20 protein-coding genes are annotated in these 25,758 nt (G+C 35.0%); 14 read left to right on the top strand and 6 right to left on the bottom strand.

What is annotated here, in order from left to right:
• Positions 1 to 74: 74 nt before the first annotated feature.
• The gene (locus HMPREF3106_RS06780) at positions 75 to 2,558 is read right to left on the bottom strand and encodes a transglycosylase domain-containing protein (protein WP_070445303.1); all 2,484 of its coding nucleotides are present in this window, start codon (positions 2,556 to 2,558) and stop codon (positions 75 to 77) included.
• Between the two features lie 12 nt (positions 2,559 to 2,570).
• Positions 2,571 to 3,155 (bottom strand): Holliday junction resolvase RecU, encoded by a 585-nt coding sequence (gene recU / locus HMPREF3106_RS06775; RefSeq protein ID WP_049555477.1) that lies wholly within the window; start codon positions 3,153 to 3,155, stop codon positions 2,571 to 2,573.
• Positions 3,156 to 3,374: 219 nt separating this feature from the next.
• On the opposite strand from recU, the gene tig reads away from it, so the two are divergent.
• The 10 genes from tig to HMPREF3106_RS06725 all read left to right on the top strand — a co-directional run bounded on the left by tig (position 3,375) and on the right by HMPREF3106_RS06725 (position 14,966).
• Complete coding sequence (gene tig, locus HMPREF3106_RS06770; RefSeq protein WP_070445300.1) at positions 3,375 to 4,655, top strand: trigger factor; 1,281 nt, start codon at positions 3,375 to 3,377, stop codon at positions 4,653 to 4,655.
• Positions 4,656 to 4,785: 130 nt separating this feature from the next.
• The gene (gene clpX / locus HMPREF3106_RS06765) at positions 4,786 to 6,027 is read left to right on the top strand and encodes an ATP-dependent Clp protease ATP-binding subunit ClpX (RefSeq protein ID WP_070445297.1); all 1,242 of its coding nucleotides are present in this window, start codon (positions 4,786 to 4,788) and stop codon (positions 6,025 to 6,027) included.
• 100 nt (positions 6,028 to 6,127) lie between these two features.
• A complete protein-coding gene (locus HMPREF3106_RS06760) occupies positions 6,128 to 7,405 on the top strand; it encodes an MFS transporter (protein WP_049555479.1) in 1,278 nt (425 codons plus the stop codon).
• Positions 7,395 to 7,994, top strand: a complete 600-nt coding sequence (yihA, locus tag HMPREF3106_RS06755; protein ID WP_049555480.1) for a ribosome biogenesis GTP-binding protein YihA/YsxC — start codon at positions 7,395 to 7,397, stop codon at positions 7,992 to 7,994. Before HMPREF3106_RS06760 ends, yihA begins: the two co-directional genes overlap by 11 nt.
• A 186-nt stretch (positions 7,995 to 8,180) precedes the next feature.
• Positions 8,181 to 10,046: a DNA primase gene (dnaG, locus tag HMPREF3106_RS06750; protein ID WP_070445294.1), complete on the top strand. Its 1,866-nt coding sequence runs from the start codon at positions 8,181 to 8,183 to the stop codon at positions 10,044 to 10,046.
• 31 nt (positions 10,047 to 10,077) lie between these two features.
• Positions 10,078 to 11,151, top strand: coding sequence for an RNA polymerase sigma factor RpoD (gene rpoD / locus HMPREF3106_RS06745; RefSeq protein ID WP_070445415.1), 1,074 nt, complete (start codon positions 10,078 to 10,080; stop codon positions 11,149 to 11,151).
• A gap of 159 nt (positions 11,152 to 11,310) precedes the next feature.
• On the top strand, positions 11,311 to 12,273 hold the full coding sequence (locus HMPREF3106_RS06740; RefSeq protein ID WP_070445290.1) for an ABC transporter permease: 963 nt from the start codon (positions 11,311 to 11,313) through the stop codon (positions 12,271 to 12,273).
• Positions 12,270 to 13,247, top strand: a complete 978-nt coding sequence (locus HMPREF3106_RS06735; protein ID WP_070445287.1) for an iron chelate uptake ABC transporter family permease subunit — start codon at positions 12,270 to 12,272, stop codon at positions 13,245 to 13,247. Before HMPREF3106_RS06740 ends, HMPREF3106_RS06735 begins: the two co-directional genes overlap by 4 nt.
• Positions 13,234 to 14,001 (top strand): ATP-binding cassette domain-containing protein, encoded by a 768-nt coding sequence (locus HMPREF3106_RS06730; RefSeq protein WP_070445284.1) that lies wholly within the window; start codon positions 13,234 to 13,236, stop codon positions 13,999 to 14,001. The genes HMPREF3106_RS06735 and HMPREF3106_RS06730 overlap by 14 nt, the downstream gene beginning before the upstream one ends.
• On the top strand, positions 13,998 to 14,966 hold the full coding sequence (locus HMPREF3106_RS06725; RefSeq protein ID WP_070445281.1) for a siderophore ABC transporter substrate-binding protein: 969 nt from the start codon (positions 13,998 to 14,000) through the stop codon (positions 14,964 to 14,966). Before HMPREF3106_RS06730 ends, HMPREF3106_RS06725 begins: the two co-directional genes overlap by 4 nt.
• 78 nt (positions 14,967 to 15,044) lie before the next feature.
• Here the strand turns inward: HMPREF3106_RS06725 and rnjA are convergent, their stop codons facing one another.
• From rnjA to def, 4 genes are all read right to left on the bottom strand, one after another.
• The gene (gene rnjA / locus HMPREF3106_RS06720; protein ID WP_005605575.1) at positions 15,045 to 16,742 is read right to left on the bottom strand and encodes a ribonuclease J1; all 1,698 of its coding nucleotides are present in this window, start codon (positions 16,740 to 16,742) and stop codon (positions 15,045 to 15,047) included.
• Position 16,743: 1 nt separating this feature from the next.
• Entirely contained in the window at positions 16,744 to 16,959 is a 216-nt protein-coding gene (locus HMPREF3106_RS06715) for a DNA-directed RNA polymerase subunit epsilon (RefSeq protein WP_005605573.1), read from the bottom strand.
• 73 nt (positions 16,960 to 17,032) lie between these two features.
• Positions 17,033 to 17,740: an HAD family hydrolase gene (locus HMPREF3106_RS06710; RefSeq protein ID WP_070445278.1), complete on the bottom strand. Its 708-nt coding sequence runs from the start codon at positions 17,738 to 17,740 to the stop codon at positions 17,033 to 17,035.
• Positions 17,730 to 18,290 (bottom strand): peptide deformylase, encoded by a 561-nt coding sequence (def, locus tag HMPREF3106_RS06705; RefSeq protein WP_070445275.1) that lies wholly within the window; start codon positions 18,288 to 18,290, stop codon positions 17,730 to 17,732. The genes HMPREF3106_RS06710 and def overlap by 11 nt, the downstream gene beginning before the upstream one ends.
• A gap of 164 nt (positions 18,291 to 18,454) precedes the next feature.
• Between def and HMPREF3106_RS06700 the strand changes: the two genes are divergently transcribed.
• The 4 genes from HMPREF3106_RS06700 to HMPREF3106_RS06685 are packed head-to-tail and all read left to right on the top strand — an operon-like array spanning position 18,455 to position 25,711.
• Positions 18,455 to 19,237, top strand: a complete 783-nt coding sequence (locus tag HMPREF3106_RS06700; RefSeq protein WP_070445272.1) for an isoprenyl transferase — start codon at positions 18,455 to 18,457, stop codon at positions 19,235 to 19,237.
• On the top strand, positions 19,238 to 20,038 hold the full coding sequence (locus tag HMPREF3106_RS06695; RefSeq protein WP_049555489.1) for a phosphatidate cytidylyltransferase: 801 nt from the start codon (positions 19,238 to 19,240) through the stop codon (positions 20,036 to 20,038).
• Between the two features lie 14 nt (positions 20,039 to 20,052).
• Positions 20,053 to 21,318: an RIP metalloprotease RseP gene (gene rseP / locus HMPREF3106_RS06690; RefSeq protein ID WP_049555490.1), complete on the top strand. Its 1,266-nt coding sequence runs from the start codon at positions 20,053 to 20,055 to the stop codon at positions 21,316 to 21,318.
• A gap of 58 nt (positions 21,319 to 21,376) precedes the next feature.
• Positions 21,377 to 25,711, top strand: coding sequence for a PolC-type DNA polymerase III (locus tag HMPREF3106_RS06685; RefSeq protein WP_070445268.1), 4,335 nt, complete (start codon positions 21,377 to 21,379; stop codon positions 25,709 to 25,711).
• Positions 25,712 to 25,758 lie beyond the last annotated feature (47 nt).

Raw genomic sequence — 25,758 nt, 5'->3', positions numbered from 1 at the left:
TTCATAGGGAGCTTTTTATAAATAAAGACGTTATCCATGAAATGGATAACGTCTTTATTCTCTGCGTCTTAATTCTAACGGTTTCGTCGTTCTTGAGTTGTTTGTTCATTATTTGAATCATTACGACGGTTATTTTCTGTCGTGGTTTCAGATTGACGAGTTGTTTGTTCTTGAGTCGTTGTAGGTTGTTCAATTTGGAATTCGTTAGTAATAGGGTCAGAACTATTACGTCCTACGGTTACTACAATGGAGACAGAAACACTTGGTCCTGTAATATTCTGGAATTTAACGGAATTTCCAGTTACAGTCTGTGATTGACCATTTGCAGTCACTTTGAATTGTGGAGTTCCTTGTCCTGTATTATTATAACGATCCCATGTCACCGTTAACTCTTTCTTTTCCTTATTGTATGTTGCTTTTAACCCTGTTGGGCCTTCGATTGTAACACCGTAATTTGAAGATTGTTGAGTTGGAGTACTTCCTTTTACAAACAGCTCCGTAGCAATCATATTTGCTGGTGTTCTAGGTCCAGGCAGACTTAGTGGGATTGATCCTACTTCAATTTGTTGTTGAACAACACTATCTGGTTGAACCCAATCTTCTCCACTAGAGTATTGAGCCATATATTTCATTAAGTGATAATAAATTAGCTTAGCATATCCTTGTTCAGTGGTATCTACGCCACCACCTTTTTCGTATGGATTATCATAACCAGTCCATACTGAGATTGTATAATCAGGTGAATATCCGATAAACCATGAATCTGGGATAATATCTTCATAATCAGAAGCGCCCATTGCACGTTTTTGTTCAATATTGTAGTTTGATGACCCGGTTTTAGCAGCAGTTGAAAGTCCAGGAATTGCTACTTCAGTGGCAAAACCATATGTGAACGAATCTTTTAAGACATTCGTAATCATGTATGCAGTAGAATCTTTCATTGCTTGTTTTTGTTCTGGTTTAAACTCATAAACTTGACCATCACGAGTAGTGATTTTAGTCACCGTATATGGTTTTGAGTAAGTTCCAGCGTTAGAGAAAGTTGCGTAAGCGGCAGCCATTTTAATTGGAGAAATTTCTGCACCAATAGCGTTACTTTCTACTAAATAGTCTTGTCCATCATTTTTAATTTGAATATCTAAATTATTCAGGAATGATTTAATATTGGTTTCACCAACAGCCTTGAACGCTTCTAATGCCGTTGTATTTCTTGAATACACAAGAGCTCTACGTAATGTCATTGGTCCATTATGTCTAAAGTCCCAGTTATTTAGTTCAACACCATTTGAATATGTTGTCTTTTGATCCAATAGCGTTTGACCAGTTGAATAGTTTAAATATTCAATAGCAGGGCCGTAGTCGATAATTGGTTTGATAGTAGATCCTGTACTTCTCTGATTATCAGTTGCTCGGTTATAAGCGAATAGAGTTGTTTGTTTACGACCACCGCTGACAGCTCTGACGGCACCTGTTTTAGAATCTAACATTACAGAAGCACTTTGAATTTTATCGTTAATATAATTGATATAGTCATTTGTGTTAACAATATCATTCAGTTTTTGTTGTGCTTTAGAATCAATGGTGGTTTCGATCACTAGACCGTCATTATAAGGATCAAGACCTGTTTTATCTTGAACTTCTTTTAAAACCATCGTTACGAAAGAATCGTAGACTAAAGCTTTATCTGAACTATCAACATTATTGTCATGAGCAATTAGTCCATCATTAATTGGAGTCGCTAAAGCTTGCTCGTATTGTTCATTAGTAATTTTTCCATTTGTTTTCATTGTATATAAAACTGTATCTCGGCGTTCTTTTGCCTCTTCAGGATGAGCATATGGATCATAGGAATTAGGTGCTTGAGGCATTCCAGCAAGTAAAGCTACTTGAGGAAGAGATAACTCCGATAATTCTTTGTTAAAATAATAGTGTGAAGCTGTACCAAATCCGTAGACACTATTCGCCATATATACTTTATTTAAATAGAAAGTAAGGATTTGCTCTTTAGAAAACTCACGTTCGAGTTTAAGCGCTAGAATCGCTTCTTGAATTTTACGTTGATACGTTTGATCTTCTTTCTTTGTAGAAAAGACAGAAAGCTTAATCAATTGTTGAGTAATCGTACTACCACCTTGAGTTATTTGACCAGCTTTGGCATTTCTAAAGAAGGAGCCTAAAATACGAATGGGGTCAATTCCCATATGAGAGTAAAATCGTTTATCTTCAATTGAAGTTACAGCATCTTTAAGTAATTGAGGAACTTGATCACTAGTAATGACATCTCTTTTTTCTCCACCCAGAGAAGAGATCAGTTCGCCATCTTTATCATATATTTTTGTTTCAGTCGCTCCTTGAAGGTCGCTTGCTTTAATTTCAGGAGCAGTGGAACCATAATATGCAAAAATTGCAATGATTGCTATCAGTGCAACTCCTATAAATGCTCCTAAACCAATAAGAACTTTTTTTAATATTTTTTTCTTATTAGAAGGAGATGAAGCTTTCTTTTTTGGTTGGCGGTGTTGCGATGAACGCGACTGGCCGGTATTGTTTTCAGTCATTTATTGACCTCCTTATAATAAATCATCCACTACATCCAAATAATTTAGAGTCATTTGTAGTGAAAGTTGAATTTGATATCCATTTTCTTGAATATAGGATAAAGGGATTGATTGTCTTTTAGAATGAACATCCTTTATATACTCATCAATTTTTGGGTATTCGAGCAAATAGTATTTTTTTAAAGTTGAAAAGTAAAAAATTACAAAGGAAATTCCACCTTGCTCGGTGCATTCTTTCATATGTGTTAACTGATGCTCATGGATATTCTTTAAAGGAAATGAAGTTTTATTTTTAGTTTCTTTCGCTTCAAAATCGATATATCTTCCTTTATAAACTCCGTTATAGTCAGTAGTAGAAGCATGACGATAATATGCTTCAGTTATTTTGGCAGCACTTCTGACAGGATAGTCTACTTTAACGACTTGAACTGGAGTAGGTTTCTTATGAATGACGGCTCTTTTTTGAATACGATAGAGTTCATTAGTTTGATTCAATATATTTTCTAAACCCATTCCACGACTACTGTATATAGTCTGCTTTTCAGCTTTATTAGTAGTTTGTACTAGGTGTTTTTGTCCTTTTGGATATTGAATCATTTTATCCCTCCTTTGGCGACTATTATAACATTTTAATTGTAAAATGAAAAAAACAATTACTTTTGTTACCTTTTTTTAACATTGTAGAAAAATACCTATAAAATAAACATTCTATTCAGGTCAATTATGTTTTACAAAAGATGAAGAGTATTGTAAAATAAATGAGTATGTAAATCCATTCGTCTTTTTAGATGAATAATGAATTTATGGAGGAATAATATGACAGCAAAATTCGAAAAAGTTGAAACTAATAAAGTTGTTTTAACATTTGAAATCTCTCAAGAAGATATTAAAAAAGGTTTGGACCAAGCGTTTAACCGCGTTAAAAAGAACGTGAACGTTCCTGGTTTCCGTAAAGGTAAAGTAAGCCGTCAAGTATTTGAAAAAATGTACGGTGAAGAAGCATTATACCAAGATGCGTTAAACATTCTTTTACCAGATGCATACGATAACGCAGTTGAAGAAACTGGAATCTTCCCAGTAACTCAACCAAAAATCGATATCGAATCTATCGAAAAAGGTAAACCATGGGTAATTAAAGCAGAAGTAATTGTAAAACCTGAAGTTAAATTAGGTGAATACAAAGGCTTAACTGTTGAAAAACAAGATCGTACAGTATCTGAACAAGATGTTGAAGATCGCCTATTACAAGAACAAGCTCGTGCAGCTGAATTAGTTGTTAAAGAAGAAGCGGCTGAATTAGGTGACACAGTAGTTATCGACTTCGAAGGTTTCTTAGGTGAAGAAGCTTTTGAAGGCGGAAAAGGTGAAAACCACTCATTAGAATTAGGTTCTGGTTCATTCATCCCAGGTTTTGAGGACCAATTAGTTGGCGCTAAAGAAGGCGATGAAGTTGAAGTAAAAGTGACTTTCCCTGAAGAATACCATGCAGAAAACTTAAAAGGTCAAGATGCAGTTTTCAAAGTTAAAGTTCACGAAGTAAAAACTAAAGAATTACCTGAATTAACTGATGAATTCGCTAAAGATGTGGATGACTCAGTTGAAACATTAGCTGAATTAAAAGAAAAATTCCGCAAAGAATTAGAAGAAGCTAAAGCAGCAGCAGCTGACGAGGCAGTAGCTGATGAAGCTTTACGTAAAGCAGTAGAAAATGCTGAAATCGTTGAATTGCCACATGAAATGGTTCATGACGAAGTTCACCGTCAAATGGAGCATTACTTAAACGATATGCGTCGTAACGGAATCTCTCCTGAAATGTACTACCAAATCACTGGTACAACAGAAGCAGATTTACACAAAATGATGGAAAAAGACGCAGACGTTCGTACTAAGACTAATTTAGTATTAGAACAAATCGTTAAAGAAGAAGGCATCGAAGCAACTGATGAAGATGTAGCTAACGAAGTAAAAGAATTAGCTGCTCAATATGGTATGGAAGAAGATGCAGTTCGTGCAGCAGTTTCAGTAGATATGTTGAAAAACGATATCGCAATGAAAAAAGCATTAGCTGTGATTACAGAGTCTGCGAAAGAAGCTTAATAGATGAAAGTTTATCGCGCTGGTTTCAATATGAAATCAGCGCTTTTTTTGAAACAACTTTTCTTGTTGAAAATTAAGACTTATGGTACTCTTAGTAGAAGAAATCAGGAAATAGAATGGGGGTTTCAGATTGTATAAAGATGAAACAAAACAAGTAAGATGTTCTTTTTGTGGAAAATCGCAAGAACAAGTAAAAAAAATTATCGCTGGTCCTGATGTATTTATTTGTAATGAATGTGTTGATTTATGTAAAGAAATCATTGATGAAGAATTTTCATCTATAAGTATGGATGAAATGATTGATGTCTTGAAACCGCAAGAAATTCGTAAAGTGTTAGATGAATATGTTGTTGGTCAAGAACATGCAAAGAAATCATTAGCGGTAGCAGTGTATAATCACTATAAACGGATTAATCATTTATTAAATGAAGACGAGGACGAAGTAGAATTACAAAAAAGTAATATTTGTTTAATTGGACCAACTGGTTCTGGGAAAACATACTTAGCTCAATCTCTTGCGCGGATTCTAAATGTTCCATTTGCTATTGCAGATGCGACTACTTTAACAGAAGCGGGTTATGTAGGGGAAGATGTGGAAAACATTCTTCTAAAATTACTGCAAGCAACTGATTATGATATCGAACGTGCTGAAAAGGGAATCATTTATATTGATGAGATTGATAAAATTGCTAAAAAAAGTGAGAATGTTTCTATTACCCGTGATGTGAGCGGGGAAGGGGTTCAACAAGCTTTATTAAAAATTCTTGAAGGAACTATTGCCTCAGTCCCACCTCAAGGAGGAAGAAAACATCCTCATCAAGAGTTGATTCAAATTGATACATCTAATATTTTATTCATTGTGGGTGGTGCTTTTGATGGTATAGAAACCATTGTAAAAGAACGATTAGGTGCTAAAGTTATTGGATTTGGATCTTCTAATAAAAATTTATCAAGTCATGAAAGTCTAATGCAACTTATTATTCCAGAAGATCTACAGAAATTTGGGTTGATTCCTGAATTTATCGGTCGTCTTCCGATTACTGCTGCATTAGAACCATTATCTAAAGAGGATTTGGTTAATATTTTAACGAAACCAAGAAATGCTTTGGTGAAACAGTATCAAAAACTCTTTGCAATGGATGATGTTGAATTGGAATTTGAACCCAAAGCACTTGATGCTATTGCCTCAAAAGCAATTGAAAGAAGAACTGGAGCTCGTGGATTAAGAAGTATTATCGAATCTGTTATGATGGATTTAATGTTCGAGATTCCAAGTCGAAATGATATTACTAAAGTTGTAGTAACTGAATCAATTGTTACAGGGACAGGACAACCTGATTTGTACGATGAAGATAATCGCCTGATATCCTAGGGAATTTCACAAATATATGGTAGGATAGAATGAGATGCGGTATTATAAGCGGTATTTCATTCTATTTTATTATTGACTATATGAATTGAGGGAGAGATATATGAGAGGGTTAAAATCCTTTATTAAAAAAAGATATTCTAAAGAAGAATTTGCTTGGATTATGCAAGACTGGGCTAATTCTGTTTATTCATTAATGATTACAACAGCAATATTTCCTTTATTTTTCAAAACGGTAACTTCTAACGCCGGTGTTTCGGCAGCGGATTCTACTGCTTATTTGGGGTATGCAAACTCGATTGCAACTTTTATTGTTTCTATTATGGCACCCGTATTAGGTGCATTGGCTGATTATAAAGGATATAGAAATCCTATGTTTACGTGGAGTACGTTGATAGGAGTATTTTCGGTAGTTGGTATGATGTTTGTAGAAAGTGATCAATGGATGATTTTACTTGTTCTATATACATTGTCTGCAATCGGATACTCTGCTTCAAATATTTTCTACGATAGTTCTATCATGGATGTAACTTCCTATGATAGAATGGACAGTATTTCTGCTGCAGGTTATGGCTACGGATATATAGGTAGTGTTTTTCCATTTATCTTATTTATGATGGTCATGCAGTTTAGTGGATTAAATTCCACTGCAGTCGTAATGGTAGGGTTCTTTATTACAGCGGCTTGGTGGTTTGTGTTTACAATCCCTTATTGGAGATATGTAAAACAAAAATCATTTATTGAGAAACCAAAAAATCCTGTAAAAGATAGTTTTATCCGTTTGTGGAAGACCATTAAACATATTGGAGAACACAAACAAGTATTTCTTTTCTTATTAGCTTATTTCTTCTATATTGATGGAGTAGGAACAATTATTAAAATGGCTACTGCAATTGGTGCAGATATGGGACTTGATGGGAATAGTTTAATTGTAATTCTGTTAATCGTTCAAATTGTGGCCTTTCCGTTTAGTTTGTTCTATGGATTTTTATCCAAAAAAATTGGCAACAAAATGACTTTATTCATTGGAATTGGTACATATGTAGCTATTTGTATTTTAGCTTTAGGTCTTAAAACGTATAATGATTTCTTATTTCTTGCCATCTTAATTGGTACTGCTCAAGGTGGGGTACAGTCTTTAAGTCGATCGTTATTTGGTCAACTGATTCCAGCGAATCAGTCAAATGAATTTTTCGGATTTTATAACATTTTTGGAAAATTCTCATCTATTCTTGGGACTACATTGTTAGGGATTACTGCTCAATTGACAGGAAAATCATTAGATGGAGTATTCTCATTAGTTATCTTGTTCTTAATCGGTTCAATTTTGTTATTCTTTGTTAAAATACCAGAAAAGAAAGGGTTAGAAAATGAAGGTTAATAAAGCGGAATTTACAATTAGCGCAGTTTCTCCAGCACAATATCCTGCAGGAGACCTTCCTGAAATTGCTTTGTCTGGTCGTTCGAATGTTGGAAAATCATCCTTTATCAATAAGTTGATTCAAAGAAAGAGTCTTGCTAGAACTTCTAGTAAACCTGGTAAAACGCAAACACTAAATTTTTATCATATCAATGAGCTGTTTTACTTTGTGGATGTACCAGGATATGGTTATGCAAAGGTTTCAAAGAAAGAACGTGAAAAGTGGGGAAAAATGATTGAGGAATATATTACTACTCGTCAATCATTAAGACTAGTTCTTATTTTGGTAGACTTTAGACATGAGCCGAGTCAAGAAGATGTTCAAATGAGAGAGTTTCTTGAATACTATAATATTCCTTATCGAATTGTGATGACAAAATGTGATAAGATTCCTAGAGGAAAATGGAATAAACATGTAAGTGTAATCCGTAAAGCATTTGGAAAACCTCCAGAAGATTTATTCCTAACTTTTTCTTCAGAAACTGGAGAAGGAGTAGAGAAAGCTTGGGATTTCATTGAACAATTTATTAAAAAAGAGAGCATTGCTTAGTAGCTTTGCTCTTTTCTTTTTATCAATATAACTTATAAGGTATATTGAAAGTTAAAAGGATATACTATAAAGATGATAATAACAATGTTTTGAGCGAAAAATAGAATTGATTACATTGCATTCATTTTAGAATTATGTTATATTATATGCTGTATCATTAGGCGTATTGTATGGAGGGTGTTTTTTATGAGTCAAAGAATTTCAAAAGAAACGGTTCAAAGCATACAATCGCAAGTGAATATTCTTGATATTGTGGGTCAGTTTGTACAGTTACGAAAACAAGGGAAAAGTCTATTTGGTCGCTGTCCATTTCACGATGAAAGGACACCATCTTTCACTGTGACGGAAGAAAAACAATTATTCCATTGTTTTAGCTGCGGGAGAGGTGGCAATGTTTTTAATTTCATGCAAGAACTTGAAAACTTGTCTTTTCCGGAATCCGTGGTTCGAGTTGCTGAACTCTCTAACATCGATATAGACGTAGAGCTACCAACAACGCAAATGATTATTCCGAGAAAAGAGAAGAAATTATATGAGGCTCATGAAAAAGCGGCTGAGTTTTATTCTCACGTTCTTTTAAACACTAAAGGCGGGAAAGAAGCGCTTGATTATTTAGAAAATCGTGGATATACCGTCGAAACCTTAAAAGAATTCGGATTTGGTTTTTCTTTAAAAGACAGAACACAATTAGAACTAGTCCTTCAAGAATTACAATTAACGGATGAGGAAAAAGAAGCTTCAGGTCTATTTTCTGAAAAACAAAATGGTTTCTTTGATCGTTTTAATCAACGAATAATGATTCCGCTTAGAAATGAACATGGACAAATTATTGCTTTTTCCGGAAGAGTCTTACCAGGTTATTCTGATGATTTCGCATCTCAAGCAAAATATTTAAATAGTCCAGAGACAATCCTTTTTTCAAAAAGAAATTTTCTTTTCAACTTCGACTTGGCAAAGAAAAATATTCGAAAACAGAATAAAGTGATTTTGTTTGAAGGGTATATGGATGTTATTTCTGCTTGGCAAGCAGGTGTTCAAACTGGGGTTGCTTCGATGGGGACTTCTTTAACTCCTGAACAAATTCAAAGCTTACAGAAAGTTACAGATACAATTCTGATTGCTTATGATGGAGATAAGGCGGGGTTAGAAGCAACGAATCGTGCCATAGAAATGATTCAAGACACTAATGCTTTTAAAATAGGGATTATTCCTTTTGATAACGGCTTGGATCCTGATGAATTCATAAAAGAACGAGGGACTCAAGCGTTTAAAGATTTAGTAGAATATTCTCAAGAGACGGTATACCAATTTAAGAAGAGATTTCTTTCTAAAAAATATTCTTTACAAATAGAAAGCCAAAAAATTCAGTATATCGAAGAAATGATTGTAGTACTTTCTAAAATTAGTAATGAAGTTGAGCTGAACTTGGCGATGAAATCTCTCGCTGATGAATTCGATTTAGATTTCTCAACCGTTTTAAACCAGGTAAAACAATTACGGTTACGCTTAGGAAAACAAAAAAGGCAGTCTAACGCTGAGTCAGTTTCTTATAATCGCCAGGTTGAGATTAAACCTGCAACGAAGAATGAGCATATCCAAAAACATTTGATGTATCGATTGCTTCATAATGAACAGGCATGGACTTATCTAAATAGAATTGATTCTGAATTCGTTTTTCCTGATTCGCATTATGAACAGTTATATTTATTGTTACAATCTTTTAAGAATGAAGAGAATGAAGTTGATGTTCAACAATTTTTCCTCTTTTTAGATGATAAAGATGTTTTGAACCGAAATCTTGTTTCAGAAATTGAACTGTCTAACTTTCCACCGGAATGTACAGAACAAGAAATTCAAGATTTAGTTTATGTTTTATCGAAAAAAAATTCGCTAAAAGAGCAGCTTGCTAATAAAAAAGAAGAGTTGAATCGTGCTGCTCTTATGAAAGATGATATTTTACGTCAGAAATTGATGCGTGAAATAATGGAGATTCAACGACAATTAAGAAATAGAATGAATGGAGGAATGGTGAATGACAGTTCAAAAAAATGAAAAAGGTCAAACACTGAATGAAGCAACTTCAATGCTTCTTGCAGAACGAAAATTATTCGGTCAAATTTTATACGATGATTTATCTGCACAAATCGCAATCCCATTTGAATTGGATGCGGAAGGAATGGATAAGTTAATTCAAAAATTTGAGGATGCAGGGGTTAGTGTTGTTGATGCAAATGGTGAACCAACAAGTCATCAGTTATCCGTTGAAAGTCAACGACAAGCTGAAGTTGGAACTGTTGAAGATGATACTGCTTTATCATCCAATACAAAAATTAATGACTCCGTTCGTATGTATTTGAAAGAAATCGGACGAGTTCCACTTCTTAGTGCGGATGAAGAGGTTGCTTTAGCTCTTCGAATTCAAGAAGGGGATACAGAAGCTAAACAAGAATTAGCTGAAGCCAACCTTCGTTTAGTAGTATCCATTGCAAAACGTTATGTAGGTCGTGGAATGCAATTCTTAGATTTAATCCAAGAAGGAAATATGGGATTAATGAAAGCTGTTGAGAAATTCGACCACACGAAAGGATTCAAATTCTCGACTTATGCGACATGGTGGATTCGTCAAGCGATCACACGTGCTATTGCAGACCAAGCGCGTACAATTCGTATTCCAGTACATATGGTTGAAACAATCAACAAATTAGTACGTGTTCAAAGACAACTATTACAAGATTTAGGACGCGAACCTACACCGGAAGAAATTGGAGCAGAAATGGATTTACCAACTGAAAAAGTTCGTGAAATTCTAAAAATTGCCCAAGAACCAGTTTCTCTTGAAACTCCAATTGGGGAAGAGGATGATTCACATTTAGGTGATTTTATCGAAGACGATAACGCAACAAGCCCAGCTGATCATACAGCATATGCATTGTTGAAAGAGCAGCTCGATGAAGTTCTCGAACAATTAACAGACCGTGAAGAAAACGTTCTTCGTTTACGTTTCGGTCTTGATAAAAACGGTGAAATTCGTACATTAGAACAAGTAGGGCAAGTATTCGGGGTAACTCGAGAACGTATTCGTCAAATTGAAGCGAAAGCATTACGGAAATTACGCCACCCAAGTCGTTCTAAACAATTAAAAGATTTCTTAGATTAAGAAATGAGTTTGAGAAGCAGTCTTTAAGGACTGCTTCTTTTTTTGCAATTTTTATGAAAACTTCATTATTTTAACGGAAAAGGGTTTAAATCAAGTGAATTATTTGGTAAACTAACAAATATGGTAATTGAGAATGATTATCAATTAGAAAGAGAGAAAATGAAAAGAGTTATTTATTTATTCATATTATTAGTTTTTTTAAGCGTTATTTCGCTCTCAGTCGGAGCGTCTAGTTTCTCTTGGAATGAATTGTTTAGTGGAGGAGAAAGTGCGACTCAACTATTTTGGCAATCAAGGGTTCCAAGATTATTCAGCATTTTATTATCAGCTTCGGCGATGAGTGTATCTGGATTATTAATGCAGACGATCACTCAAAATGAGTTTGCTTCGCCAAGTACAATAGGGACTGTCGATGCTGCAAAACTTGGACTGATGATGAGTTTATTATTATTCCCATCGCCTGGTCTGTTAGAAAAAATGGCAACATCTTTTGTTTTTGCGATTGGCTTCTCGGCCCTTTTTGTCGCCTTACAGCACCATCTGTCTATAAAACAAAAATGGATGATTCCTTTAATTGGTCTAATCTTTGGCGGAGTCATTGGAGCATGTACACAGTTTATTGCATATCAATTTCAATTAGTCCAAAGTCTATCGTCATGGATGCAAGGATCGTTTTCGATGATTCAAACAAATCAGTATGAATGGCTTTACTTATGTTTATTTGTTCTGGTCCTTAGTATTGTATTTGCCCATTATTATACAGTGGTCAGCATGGGGGAAGATATCAGTAGAAATCTTGGGGTTCCTGTTAAACGAATGGAGTCCTTAACATTAGTATTAATCGCATTAACAACGAGCGTAACAATGATTACAGTGGGCAGTTTACCGTTTATAGGTGTGATTGTTCCAAACATTGTACGCATTCGTTTTGGATCTCAGATGAAGGATTTAGTACCACTCACAATGTTCGTTGGAGCTTGCCTTGTATTGAGTTGTGACATTCTCGCGCGTTTAGTGATTGCGCCTTACGAAATTTCCGTAAGTATCATCTTAAGTATTCTTGGGGCCGCACTCTTTATTTTCCAAGTGATTCGCCTGGAAAAGAGGGGAGGAGACCTATGAAAAAGAAAACACAAATTTTATTAGGAATCCTCTGTGTAATCATCGTCTTATTAATTGCGGCGTATTTACTAATTCCGACGAAGAATAGTACAAATGTTTCTAACTTTATTATGCAACGTCGCTTATTGAAACTACTTGTAATGGTGATTGTATCTTGTGCTATTCCGATTTCGACGATTAGCTTTCAAACCGTTGTGCAAAATCGATTTTTAACGCCGGGTGTTTTAGGGATTGAAAGTTTATTCGTCTTTATTCAAAGTGGTCTCTATTATTTTGAGAGTTTACTTGGAGTAAAAGTAGAACAATCCGTTATCATCTATGCAGTTACAATTGGAATTCAAATTATTTTACTTCTGCTCTTAATGAATGCGTCAAAAGGAATGATGCTATCGAACTTCAAAGTGTTATTGCTACTAACAATGGCGTTTTCGATGCTTTTTCGAAATGCAAGTACGTTCTTACAAGTATTAATGGATCCAAACGAGTTTGATAAATTACAAAGTTCGCTTTATCCATCTTTCCAAAAAATGAATGCACAACCAATGATGATTGGTGTAGCGATTGGATTATTCATCCTTTTAATGGTCATTTTCTATAAAATACGACATCAACTCGATGCTCTTCATTTAGGTGTTGATGGTGCAAAGATGTTAGGAATCGATACGAAACGACTCAGTAATATAGTGATTGTTATCGTGATTATTATGACAAGTTTATCAACGATTCTAGTAGGGCCACTTCCATTTTTAGGCTTTATGATTGCCAATTTAACCTACCAGTTAACGAAAGAGTATAAGCATGGTATTTTATGGTTGTTTTCAGCTATTTTAGGCCTTGCGATTGTGATGGCTTCCCAGTTAATTGTTGAGCGCGTATTCCAACTTACGATTCCGATTAGCGTGTTTATTGAAGGGATTGGTGGAGTTTTATATTTAGTCTTATTAGTGAAAGGAGAGAATCCTGGTGCAGCTTAAAGGTGTTACAAAAAAATATCGTCATCCTGTTGTTGATCATGTGGATTTAGAAGTCTCAAAACATCGACTGACTTCTTTTATTGGACCAAACGGCGCCGGGAAATCAACACTTCTTGGGATGATGAGTCGACTTCTGCCGAAAGATGAAGGGTTTATATATATTAACGGACAAGAAGTTGAGGCGTGGAATTCAACAGAACTAGCAAAAGAACTTGCCGTTTTAAAACAAAATCAGCAGGTACATGTCAGTATGACAGTTGAAGAATTTGTTCGTTTTGGTCGTTTCCCTTATACGAAAGGGAAAATTACCAAAGAGGACGAGCGTATTGTAGAAGAGGCGCTAGTGAATACAAATCTTACCTCTTTTAGAACACAGGACATTGGAACTTTATCTGGAGGGCAGTACCAACGAGCGCTCATTGCGATGGTTTTAGCTCAGGATACAGAATGGATTTTACTGGACGAACCATTAAATCATCTCGATTTAAAGCAAGCGTATGAAGTAATGAATTTATTACGATTCTTAGTCGACGAAAGAGAAAAATCGATTGTGATTGTGATGCATGATTTAAATATGGCAAGTAATTTTTCAGATGATATTGGTTGTTTTAAAAATGGAAACTGTATCATCCATGATACAGTCGATAAAGTGATGAAAGATGATGTGTTATCAGCTTTATATGAAATTCCACTAGAAGTGGTTGAAATGAATGGCAAAAAAATATGTATTATTAAGAATGGAGAATTAGAATGAAAAAAATTTTAGCTTTAATTAGTTTAGTAGCTGTATTGATTCTTGCAGCTTGCGGACAAACAACAAAAACAGATGGAGCTACGACTCAAACTCAAGCTGCTGCAGCAGAAGAAAAGAGTGAAGTGACTCTTACTAACGGGAAAGAAGACGTAACTGTTAAAACAAAACCAAAGAAAATTGTTGTATTTGATTTAGGAGTTGCCGATACAATTCGCGAACTTGGTTTTGTCGATCATATTGTAGGGATGCCTTTAAAAACTTTGCCTGCGTACTTAAAAGATTTACCATCAAGTATCCAACCAACAGGATCAATGGTGGAACCAGATATTGAGGCTATTGCTGCATTAGAACCCGATTTAATCATCGCTTCAGGTCGTACGATTAAATATTTAGACCAATTAAAAGAAATCGCACCAACTGTTATTTTCTCAGTGGACCAAAAAGACTACTGGAATTCGGTGTCTAAAAACATCCGCTTGGTAGCATCACTATTTGGTAAAGAGGCTGAGACAAAAGCAGAGGAAGAAATTAAATCACTAGAAGCTTCGATTAAGAAAGTGGCTGATGTGAATGAGAAATCAACCAATAAAACATTGACTTTAATGCTTAACGAAGGGAAGATGTCCGCTTTTAGCGCAGATTCACGTTTTGCATTCCTTTATCAATCACTCAAATTCAAAGCAACTGATGCTAAGATTGAAGATAGTCGTCATGGACAAGAAATGAGTTTTGAAGGGATTAAAGAAATCAATCCTGATACTATTATTTTATTAAACAGAACTTTAGCAATTGGAGGAGATAACTCAAATGCAGACACAGTTCTAAATAATGCATTATTCAAAGAAACAAACGCTGTAAAGAATAACCGTGTCATCCAATTAACTTCTGACTTATGGTATCTCAGCGGTGGTGGATTACAATCTACTAAATTAATGATTGAAGATGTTCAAAAAGTACTCCAATAATGAAAGTAAACTATAACAGCTAGTTTAAGTTCAATAGAAAAGAGGTGTACCGCGATTGCGGTACACCTCTTAATTTATTTATTCTAAAGTATCTGCCTCAGTAACTCCTAGAATTACTGGAAGAATCATTGGATGACGTTCCGTTTTCTTAAATAAGAAAGGACCTAAAACGTCTGTGATTTTATTTCTGAGAGAACGTTCGTTTAGTACTTCTTCAGTGTCCAAAAGCAATTCTTCAATTTCATCACGAAGGATAGCTTGTGCTTCATTTAGAAGTTGACCAGACTCTTTCATGTAGATAAATCCACGAGAGAGCATATCTGGACCAGCCACTAGTTCACGGTTTTCATAGTCAACAGTAGCTACACAGATAACTAAACCGTCTTGAGAAAGTGTCTTACGATCTCGTAAAACAATGTTTCCGATATCACCAATTCCGTTACCATCAACGTAAACATCTCCGGCAAAGAAGTGACCAGCTCGGCGCGCTGAGTCAGCTGTGACTGCAAGAACATCACCATTGCTTAAGATAAATGAGTTTTCTTTTGGAATTCCCACTTGAGTTGCAAGGTTCGCTTGAATCTTCTGCATACGATATTCACCATGAACTGGAACGAAGTATTTAGGCTTCATTAAGCGAAGCATTAATTTTTGTTCTTCTTGAGAACCGTGACCAGATGTGTGAATATTGTTAACTTTACCGTGGATGACTTCAGCACCAGCTTCTGAAAGAAGGTTGATGACGCGGTTAACGCTTGAAGTGTTTCCAGGGATTGGTGAACTAGAGAAGATGACTGTATCTCCAGGTTGAATAGAGATTTGACGGTGAGTCCCGTTAGCGATACGGCTAAGGGCCGCCATTGGTTCCCCTTGAGAGCCTGTACATAAAATAATGACTTTCTCAGAAGGGTATTGATTGATTTCTCGTCCATCAATAAAAGTATCATCTGGCGCTTGAATATAGCCTAATTCTCTAGCAGTTCGGAAACTAGCTTCCATACTACGTCCGAATACAGCTAATTTACGTCCAGTTGCAACAGCAACATCTGTTACTTGTTTTAGACGAGAAACGTTTGAAGCGAATGTCGCAAAAATGATTCGTCCATCCACACGTTGGATAATTTCTTTAATTGATTTTCCAACAACTTGTTCAGATTGAGTAAATCCAGGAACTTCAGAGTTTGTACTGTCTCCTAAGAGAACAAGGACACCTTCTGAACCAATTTGTGCCATACGGTGAAGATTCGCTGGTTCTCCAACTGGAGTGAAGTCAAACTTATAGTCACCTGTAAACACGATATTTCCTGGAGGAGTCTTAATCACAATCCCAAATGCATCTGGAATAGAGTGGGTCGTGCGATAGAAACTCACTTGTGTTTTACGGAATTTAATCACGCTATCTTCATCAATTTCGTGAAGAATCGCATCTCTTAAAAGTCCGTGTTCTTCTAATTTATTTCGAATTAAAGACATCGCAAGTTTCGTCGCATAAATAGGGATGTTCGCTTGCTTAATTAAGAAAGGAATCCCACCAATATGGTCTTCGTGTCCATGTGAAATAAATAGCCCTTTTACTTTATTAATATTTTGAACGATATAACTATAATCGGGTATCACGTAGTCGATTCCGAGTAAATCATCTTCAGGGAATTTAATACCGGCATCCAAAATGATAAGTTCATCTTGGAATTGAACGCCATAAGTGTTTTTACCGATTTCGCCTAAACCGCCAAAAGCAAATACGCCCGTTTCGTTGTTTTTAATATTTGGTTTCATTTTATTTGAACACCGTTAATTTAAATTCTGGGTTTTGTTTTTCGTAAGCTAGGTGTTTCTCATCTAGCTCTTGGATGAACTCTACGTTGTATTCAGTATTTTCATCAACAAGGCGGCGGGCTTCTACCTTGTCACTTGCTTCGATATACAAAGCTTCTGTGTTCTCACGACGTGGAGCCTCTGTTTTTGTTGGTTGGTAAGTAATTTTAAAAATCATGTATGTACTCCTTTAATTTTTTTCATAATGTTTCTATCATATTTTAGCATAGAATGCTTCTATTTTCATAGTTTTATAAGTCGAAAGAACATTCGTCTAGCAATTTTTCTAATAATTGATTGGGAGTTGAAAGAGGAGAGCTCATTAGAGACTGTATGGTTTCTTCATACTTGAAATAAATCGTATTCCAATTTCTTTGTTTAGCACCAAAAATATCGTTTTTCAAATCATCGCCAATCATCCAAAATTTTGATGGAGAATTATTAGGAAATAATCTTTCAACATTTATAAAAGCTTCAGGTTCCGGTTTTTTAACCCCTGTATCTTCAGAAATGAAAATATTTTTTGAAGTAAACCATTTATATAAGTTTAGTGAATGAATTTTCTTTAATTGGTGGTCTGTTGGTCCATTGGTTAGAAGAACTAAACTGGCTCTTGGTGATAGGTAATCGAAAAATGAGAACCAATCTTTATCTAATTGGATATGATCCATCATAAACTGGTATTGTTTTTTAAAAGTCATCGTTTCTTGTGATGAAGAGGGCAACTCTAAAGCTGTTAACGTATTTTGAACACGTGAGAAATGATTCTCTTCTAATGATATACTTCCTTTAGAAAACAATTCAAAAGCTTCATCACTTTTCTCTTGATAAATTTTATACGAACTCTCGTCAAATGAAGTATTTGGATAGATTTCTTTTAAAGTATCCAAAAATACTTTCTTTTTAGAATATAAAGTATCGTCTAAATCAAACACCAGAATGGGTTTCTTATTCTCCAATGACAACGGCTCCTTTAGGGATATACATTGGTTGTGACTGGTTAATATGATCATAGAACATAACGCCATTTAAATGATCAATTTCATGTTGAACTACGATGGCTTCATAATCATTTAAAGTACGAACAAATTCATCACCGTTAACATCTTGATACTTAACTGTAATCCGTTCTGGGCGAAGTACTATACCTGGAACTTCACGATTAACAGATAAGCATCCTTCTCCGTCTTTCAAACAAGCTTTTTTAACGGATTCTCTCATGATACGAGGATTAATCCAGACTTCATCTAAAATCGCTTCTTCTTCCTCAAAACCTGGAACGAGTAGAGCAATCATTTGAATGCTTTTTCCAAGTTGAGGTGCTGCTAAGCCGACACCTGCGCGTAATCCGTATTTTTCTGCAATTTCAGGATTTTGGCTGTTATGTAAAAATTCAAGCATCTCTTTAGCTAATTCTTGATGCTCAGGTGAAAGAGGAAAGGTAAGTTTTTCTGCACGTTTTCTTAGAGCAGGATGTCCCTCTAGCACGATATCCTTCATAGTAATCATGGCATGACTCCTTTATTTGTTTCATAAATCTGTCTATAAGTATAACATTTTTCCCTTTATAAACCAATGTATTCAGTAGGTTATATTTTTTTTAATCTTGAAAATAGAATACTATAAAAGAACTGCAACATCTGTTACAATAGAAAGGAAATACATGAAAAGGAATGGATGCCATGGTTTTTTGGAAGAAACAATCAAAGAAAGAAGATGCAACGGAAATAATTTCTTTAGATTCTAATAATATCCCAAAACACATTGCCGTTATTATGGATGGAAATGGGCGTTGGGCGAAAAAACGTAATCTTCCTAGAATAGCAGGACATAAAGAGGGAATGAGCACTGTTAAAAGAATTGCTATTGCTGCTGATGAATTGGGCGTGAAAGCAATGACTTTATATGCTTTTAGTACTGAAAATTGGAAAAGACCAACTGAAGAAGTCAGTTTTTTAATGAAATTACCGGGTGATTTTTTTGGAACATTCATGCCAGAGCTCCAAGAGAGAAATATGAAGATTCAATTAATTGGGTTTATTGATGAATTACCTGAAGCAACAAAAAGCATTGTTTTAAAAGCTGTAGAAGACACCAAAAATAATACTGGAATGGTTTTAACATTTGCTTTGAATTATGGTTCGCGTGCTGAAATTATTGAGGCAACGAAGGCAATATCTACGCTTGTAAAACAAGGCGAATTGGAAATCGAAAATATTGATGAGGCTATTTTTGAATCGCATTTACAAACTCAATTTTTAGGAGAATTACAAAACCCTGACTTAATGATACGTACGAGCGGAGAAGTTAGATTGAGTAATTTTTTACTATGGCAATTAGCTTATAGTGAATACTATTTTACGGATATCTTTTGGCCTGATTTCTCTGAAGACGATTTGCATAAAGCTATTCAAACATATCAGAGTAGACATCGACGTTATGGAGGACTTGCTTAGATGGGGAAAAGAGTTATTACTGCTTTAATCGCTTTGGGAATCTTTCTTCCGTTATTATATGAAGGTGGAATAGGCCTTCGAACACTATTTCTTTTATTATCTACTGTTGGGATTTATGAATTTTTCCAAATGAAAAAAATGAACATATTTTCTGTTGAAGGTGTATTAACTTTATTAGCAACATTGTCATTTTTATTTTCACAAAGACCGCTAGTAGCATTACCTAGAGGAATAGATTATTTCTTCATTTATTTCCTTATAGTCATGCTATTAATGACACTAACAGTATATAAAAGTGATCGATTCTCATTTGAAGATGCTGCTTTTTGCTCCCTCATTTCTCTATACGTTGGTGGAGGTTTTTCAGGGATTTTATTTGTAAGAAGTATTAGTTTTGGAATGGCAATTTTTGTGTTCTTAATCATTTGGGGGACAGACTCCTTTGCTTATATTTTTGGACGAAAATTTGGAAAACATAAATTAGCACCTGATATCAGTCCGAATAAAACAATTGAGGGTTCTATTGGAGGGGTGATTGGTTCTTTAGGATTAGGATTACTAGTTGTACCATTCTATAATCCAGTTAATTTTTCCGTTTTAGAGTTTGTTTTATTAATCGTTAGCTTATCAGTTTTTGGACAGTTGGGAGATTTAGTAGAGTCTGCATATAAGAGACAGTTTAATGTCAAGGATTCGGGAAAACTATTTCCTGGACATGGTGGAGTCTTAGATCGATTTGATTCTACATTTTTTGCAATGTTTATGTTCCAAATTATTTATAAATTCTTTGGAAATAATTAAGAGAGGTGAAAGAGTTGCAAGCAATTATTGCATTCTTGTTTGTTTTTAGTGTTATTGTTATAATTCACGAATTTGGTCACTATTATTTTGCTAAGAAAGCTGGAATTTTAGTTAGAGAATTTGCAATCGGAATGGGGCCAAAAATTTTTCAGGTTCGTAAAGGTGAAACGGTTTATACATTAAGATTATTGCCAATTGGTGGTTATGTTAGAATGGCAGGTCATGATGAGGATGAACAAGAAATTAAACCTGGAATGATGATTACTATTGAATTGGATAAAGAAAATATTGTTCAAAAACTAAACTTTGATGAACATTTAATCATTGAAAATTCAGTCCCTTTCCAAATAGAAGAAGCTGATTTGCATCGTTCAATGACTTTAAGTGGCTACTTTGTCAATTCAGAAGAAAAAGTAAATTTAACGGTTTCTAAGCAAGCAACAATCATTGAGAGTGATGGTACGGAGGTTGTTGTCGCACCGATTGAACGTCAATTTAACTCTGCCAGTTTATGGAATCGAATTAAAACGAATGCTGCAGGGCCAATGAATAATTTTATTTTATCCATCATCATTTTTATTATCGTAGGTTTTATGCAAGGTGGAGTACCTTCTAATGATCCTGTAATTGGCCAAGTTAGTGATCAATCAGCTGCTCATGAAGCGGGACTTCAAACATCGGATAAAATCATTTCGATTGACGGAGTAGATATTCACTCATGGGATGAAATGACTTCAATTGTTCGTTCAAGCGCGGATAAGACTCTTTCGATGACAATTCAAAGAAATGGTGATACAAAAAATGTCAGTATCACTCCAAAATCAGTTGAAGGTCAGAACGGAAGTAAAATAGGCCAACTAGGTGTAACTAGAACTTTAGATAATAGTATTTTATCGATTCTTGGATATGGATTTACGCAAACAATCAGTGTAATTGTGTTGGTATTGTCTGCATTAGGATCAATTTTTACTAAAGGTTTTAATTTAAATCAACTTGGTGGACCAGTGGCTATTTACAGTTTGACCTCACAGGTTGCTAAGAATGGTTTAATAGACTTACTTTCATTTATGGGAATGATTAGTGCGAATCTCGGAGTAATGAATCTTTTACCAATTCCTGCTTTAGATGGAGGAAAACTTGTTTTAAACTTTATCGAAGGAATAAGAAAGAAACCATTAGATCCTGAAAAAGAGGGCTATTTAACGATTGCAGGAGCTATCTTCCTTTTTGCGTTAATGCTTCTTGTTACTTGGAATGATATTATGAAATTATTTAATTAACCTAAGAGTGTTTCTACATCTGTAGAACACTCTTCTTATGTAAAAAAAGGAGGAAACAATGAGCCAATCACATAAGGATTTAATGAAAAAAGTAATTGAACAATTTGATATTGCTGATGTTAATGTTTTCTCACCGGATTTTGATGACGCTAAGTTATTACGAATTGACATTTCAAAATCAAATCAAAACTGGATTTTCCATATTCATAATCCAAATATTTTTCTCTTTGAAAAATTTCAATTGTTTACTGAATTATTGAGTAAAAATTACGAACGTTTTGGTGGAGCAAAAGCAATTATAACAACTGAAGAAAACGTGTTTGTCAATGAAACTTTAATTCAGGATTATTGGGCTTATATACTTGATGCTATAAAGGATGAATCATCCGTTTCTCATCAAATATTGTTAGGACAAACACCGAAGTTTGTAAATAATCTAATTCAAATTCATTGTCCAAATGAATTAACGAAAACTCACTTAGTCAAAAACTGTATTCCAAAGATTCAGCAAGCATATATGGAAGTTGGGTTTCCAAAAGTAGGAATTCACATCCAACTAGATGATGAAATGCATGAAAAGATGACGGAGCTTTTTGAACAAAAGGAACAGCAAATTCAGGATGATTTTAATGAAGCTCAAAAGAACGCACAAATGATGACGACTTTTTCCTCAAAGAATAAGTCTATGCCAACTTCATCCAAGCAGGACGGCGTCATTTATGGGAAGCTCATCAAATCTAATTCTGGAACGAGAGCCATTGCTGATATTTTTGAAGAAGAACGAAATGTAGTTATTGAAGGCAAAATTTTTGATATTGAACTTCGCAGAGGGAAAGCAAAAGGAAAGCTTTTCGGAAATATTAAACTAACAGATTACACTTCATCAATCAGCGCTACTTTATTTCCTTCAACTCCTGAAGATGAAGCCGCGTTAGAAGGATTAAAAAAAGGAACCTGGGTGAAGGCGTTTGGTAGTATTGAGGTTAATAAATATTCTCAAGAACTGGGAATGATCATTCGTGATATGAATTTAGTTAAACACGAAGGAAGAAAGGATACATTTGAAGGAGAAAAACGTGTTGAATTACATATGCATACGAATATGTCTGTAATGGATGCAACGAATTCTCCAAGTGATTTAATAAGTCAAGCTGCTAAATGGGGACATAAGGCGATTGCGATTACAGATCATGCGAATTTACAAGCTTATCCTGAAGCTCATGGTGCTGGAAAGAAAAACGGAATTAAGATTCTTTATGGTTTAGAAGGAAACATTGTCGATGACCATGTGAATGTAGCATACAATCCTCAACATATTTTATTAGAAGATGCGACTTATGTAGTTTTTGACGTTGAAACAACAGGGCTTTCTGCAATTTATGATAGCATTATCGAATTAGCAGCTGTCAAAATGAAGAATGGTGTTGTAATTGACAAGTTCGAAGAATTTATTGATCCTGGTCATCCATTATCTGCAACAACGATTCAACTAACGGGGATTACCGACGATATGGTCAGAGGTTCTAAATCTGTTGAACAAGTGTTAAAAGAATTCCATGAATTTTCTAAAGATTGTATCTTAGTTGCGCATAATGCTAGCTTTGATATGGGCTTTTTAAATACAGGCTATGAAAATGTTGGAATTGAGCGAACTGAACAGCCAGTTATCGATACTTTAGAATTATCTCGTATGCTTCATCCACAATTGAAATCACACCGTTTAAATACACTTGCAAAACGTTATAATGTTGCTTTAGAACAACACCACCGTGCCGTATATGATTCTGAAACAACGGGCTATTTATGTCACATTTTCTTGAAAGAAGCAGCAAATGACCATCAACTTTTATATCATGATGAATTAAATACAAATATTCATCCTGAAGAAGTGTTTAAGAATGGCCGTCCTTTTCATGCGACGATTTTTGCAAAAGATCAAGCTGGATTAAAAGAGTTATTCAAGGTGGTTTCTCAATCGAACATTCAGTACTATTACCGAGTTCCTCGTATTTTAAGGAGCATGCTCTCTAGTCGAAGAGATTCATTCTTGCTAGGTTCGGGGTGTTCTGAAGGTGAAGTTTTTGAAGCGATGATGCAAAAAGGGTATAACGAAGCCAAAGAAAAAGCGAAGTTTTATGATTACATCGAGATTATGCCAAAAGCTATTTATCGTCCTCTTATAAAAAAAGAATTAATTCGAAATGAACACCACTTAGAAGAAATTATCCAAAACTTAGTGAGATTAGGGGATGAACTTGGAAAACCAGTTGTGGCAACTGGGAATGTTCATTATTTAAATCCTGAAGATAAGATTTATAGAGAAATACTGTTAACTTCAGTCAACAATGGAGTTCCACAAGAGTATCCTGATGCTCATTTAAGAACAACAGATGAAATGTTGAAAGAATTCGCATTTCTTGGAGAAGAAAAAGCTTATGAGGTAGTCGTTACAAATTCTAATTGGGTTAGCGAACAATTAGAGGAAATTACACCTGTAAAGGATGATTTATATACTCCAAAAATTGAAGGAGCAGAGGATGAGATAACTAAACTAAGTTATGATAAAGCCCATGAATGGTATGGAAACCCTCTTCCTAAAATTGTGGATGATCGTATTAAAAAAGAGCTAAAGAGTATTATTGGAAATGGTTTTTCGGTAATTTATTTAATTGCTCAAAAACTTGTATTAAAGAGTAATCAAGACGGTTATTTAGTCGGTTCACGTGGATCGGTAGGTTCATCCTTAGTAGCTACTTTAACTGGAATTACCGAAGTGAATCCGTTAGCACCTCACTATAGATGTCCACAGTGCCAATTATCAGAATTCTTTGATGATGGATCAGTTGGGTCTGGTTTTGACTTACCTGAAAAAAACTGTCCAAGATGTAATACGAGGATGGTGAAAGATGGACACGACATTCCGTTTGAAACCTTCCTAGGATTCTACGGAGATAAAGTTCCCGATATTGATTTAAACTTTAGTGGGGAATATCAGCCACAAGCCCATAACTATACAAAAGTATTATTCGGGGAAGATTACGTATATCGTGCAGGAACTATTAGTACCGTTGCTGATAAGACCGCATTTGGGTATGTGAAAGGATACGAAAGAGATTTAGGATTAGAGTTCAGACAAGCTGAAATTGAAAGACTTGCTAATGGTTGTACTGGCGTGAAAAGAAGTACAGGCCAACATCCTGGAGGGATTATTGTTATTCCGGATTACATGGATGTGTACGACTTTACACCAATTCAATATCCAGCTGATGATTTAAGTGCTGAATGGAGAACAACACACTTTGACTTCCACTCGATTCACGATAATGTATTAAAACTAGATATTCTTGGACACGATGATCCAACCGTGATTCGTATGTTGCAAGACTTATCAGGAATGGATCCAAAATCAATTCCACCAGATGATCCAGAAGTAATGAAAATTTTCGGTGGTACTGAAGTTTTAGGTGTTACACCCGAACAAATTGACTCGAATACAGGAACTCTTGGGATTCCAGAATTTGGTACAAAATTCGTTCGAGGGATGCTTGAACAGACAAAACCAAACACTTTTACGGAGCTCCTTCAAATCTCTGGTCTATCCCATGGTACGGACGTGTATCTTGGAAATGCCGAAGAATTAATTCGACTTCATAATATTCCACTTTCTGAAGTTATTGGATGTCGTGACGATATTATGGTGTACTTAATCCATAAAGGCGTTGAAGAAGGTGTAGCTTTCAAAATTATGGAAGGTGTTCGTAAAGGAAAAGGGATTCCTGATGACTTCCAGGCTATCATGAGAGAAAATAATGTACCTGAATGGTATATTCAATCTTGTTTAAAAATTAAGTATATGTTCCCGAAAGCCCATGCCGCGGCCTACGTTTTAATGGCATTACGTGTAGCTTGGTTTAAGGTTCATAAACCATTGTTATACTATTGCGCTTATTTCTCAGTGCGTGCACAAGATTTTGATATCGTTGCAATGTCTCAAGGAAAAGAGATGATTAAGAAACGAATTAAAGAAATTAGGGAAAAAGGAATGGAAGCTAGTGCGAAGGAACAAAACTTGTTAACGGTTCTTGAACTTGCTAACGAGATGGTAGAACGTGGATTCCACTTTAAGATGGTGGATGTTGATAAGTCTAAGGCAAGTAATTTTGTGATAGAAGGCGACTCTTTGATTGCTCCATTTAGAGCAATTCAAGGATTAGGACTGAACGTTGCGAATAAAATCGTTGAGGCTAGACAAGAACAACCTTTCTTATCTAAGAAAGATTTAGCTACTCGAGGTAAAGTTTCTAAGACTTTAATTGATTATATGACAGAAAATAAAGTCTTAGACCATCTGCCGGATGAAAACCAATTATCCTTATTTGATGATTTGTTCTAATATCAGAATAGTTGCGAAATTCGCAAATAATATGATATACTGAAACA

The sequence above is a fragment of the Granulicatella sp. HMSC31F03 genome, from assembly GCF_001807725.1.
Classification (GTDB): domain Bacteria; phylum Bacillota; class Bacilli; order Lactobacillales; family Aerococcaceae; genus Granulicatella; species Granulicatella adiacens.
The sequence above is the reverse complement of the archived record's forward strand: the minus strand, read 5'-3'. Positions and strand labels throughout refer to the sequence as shown.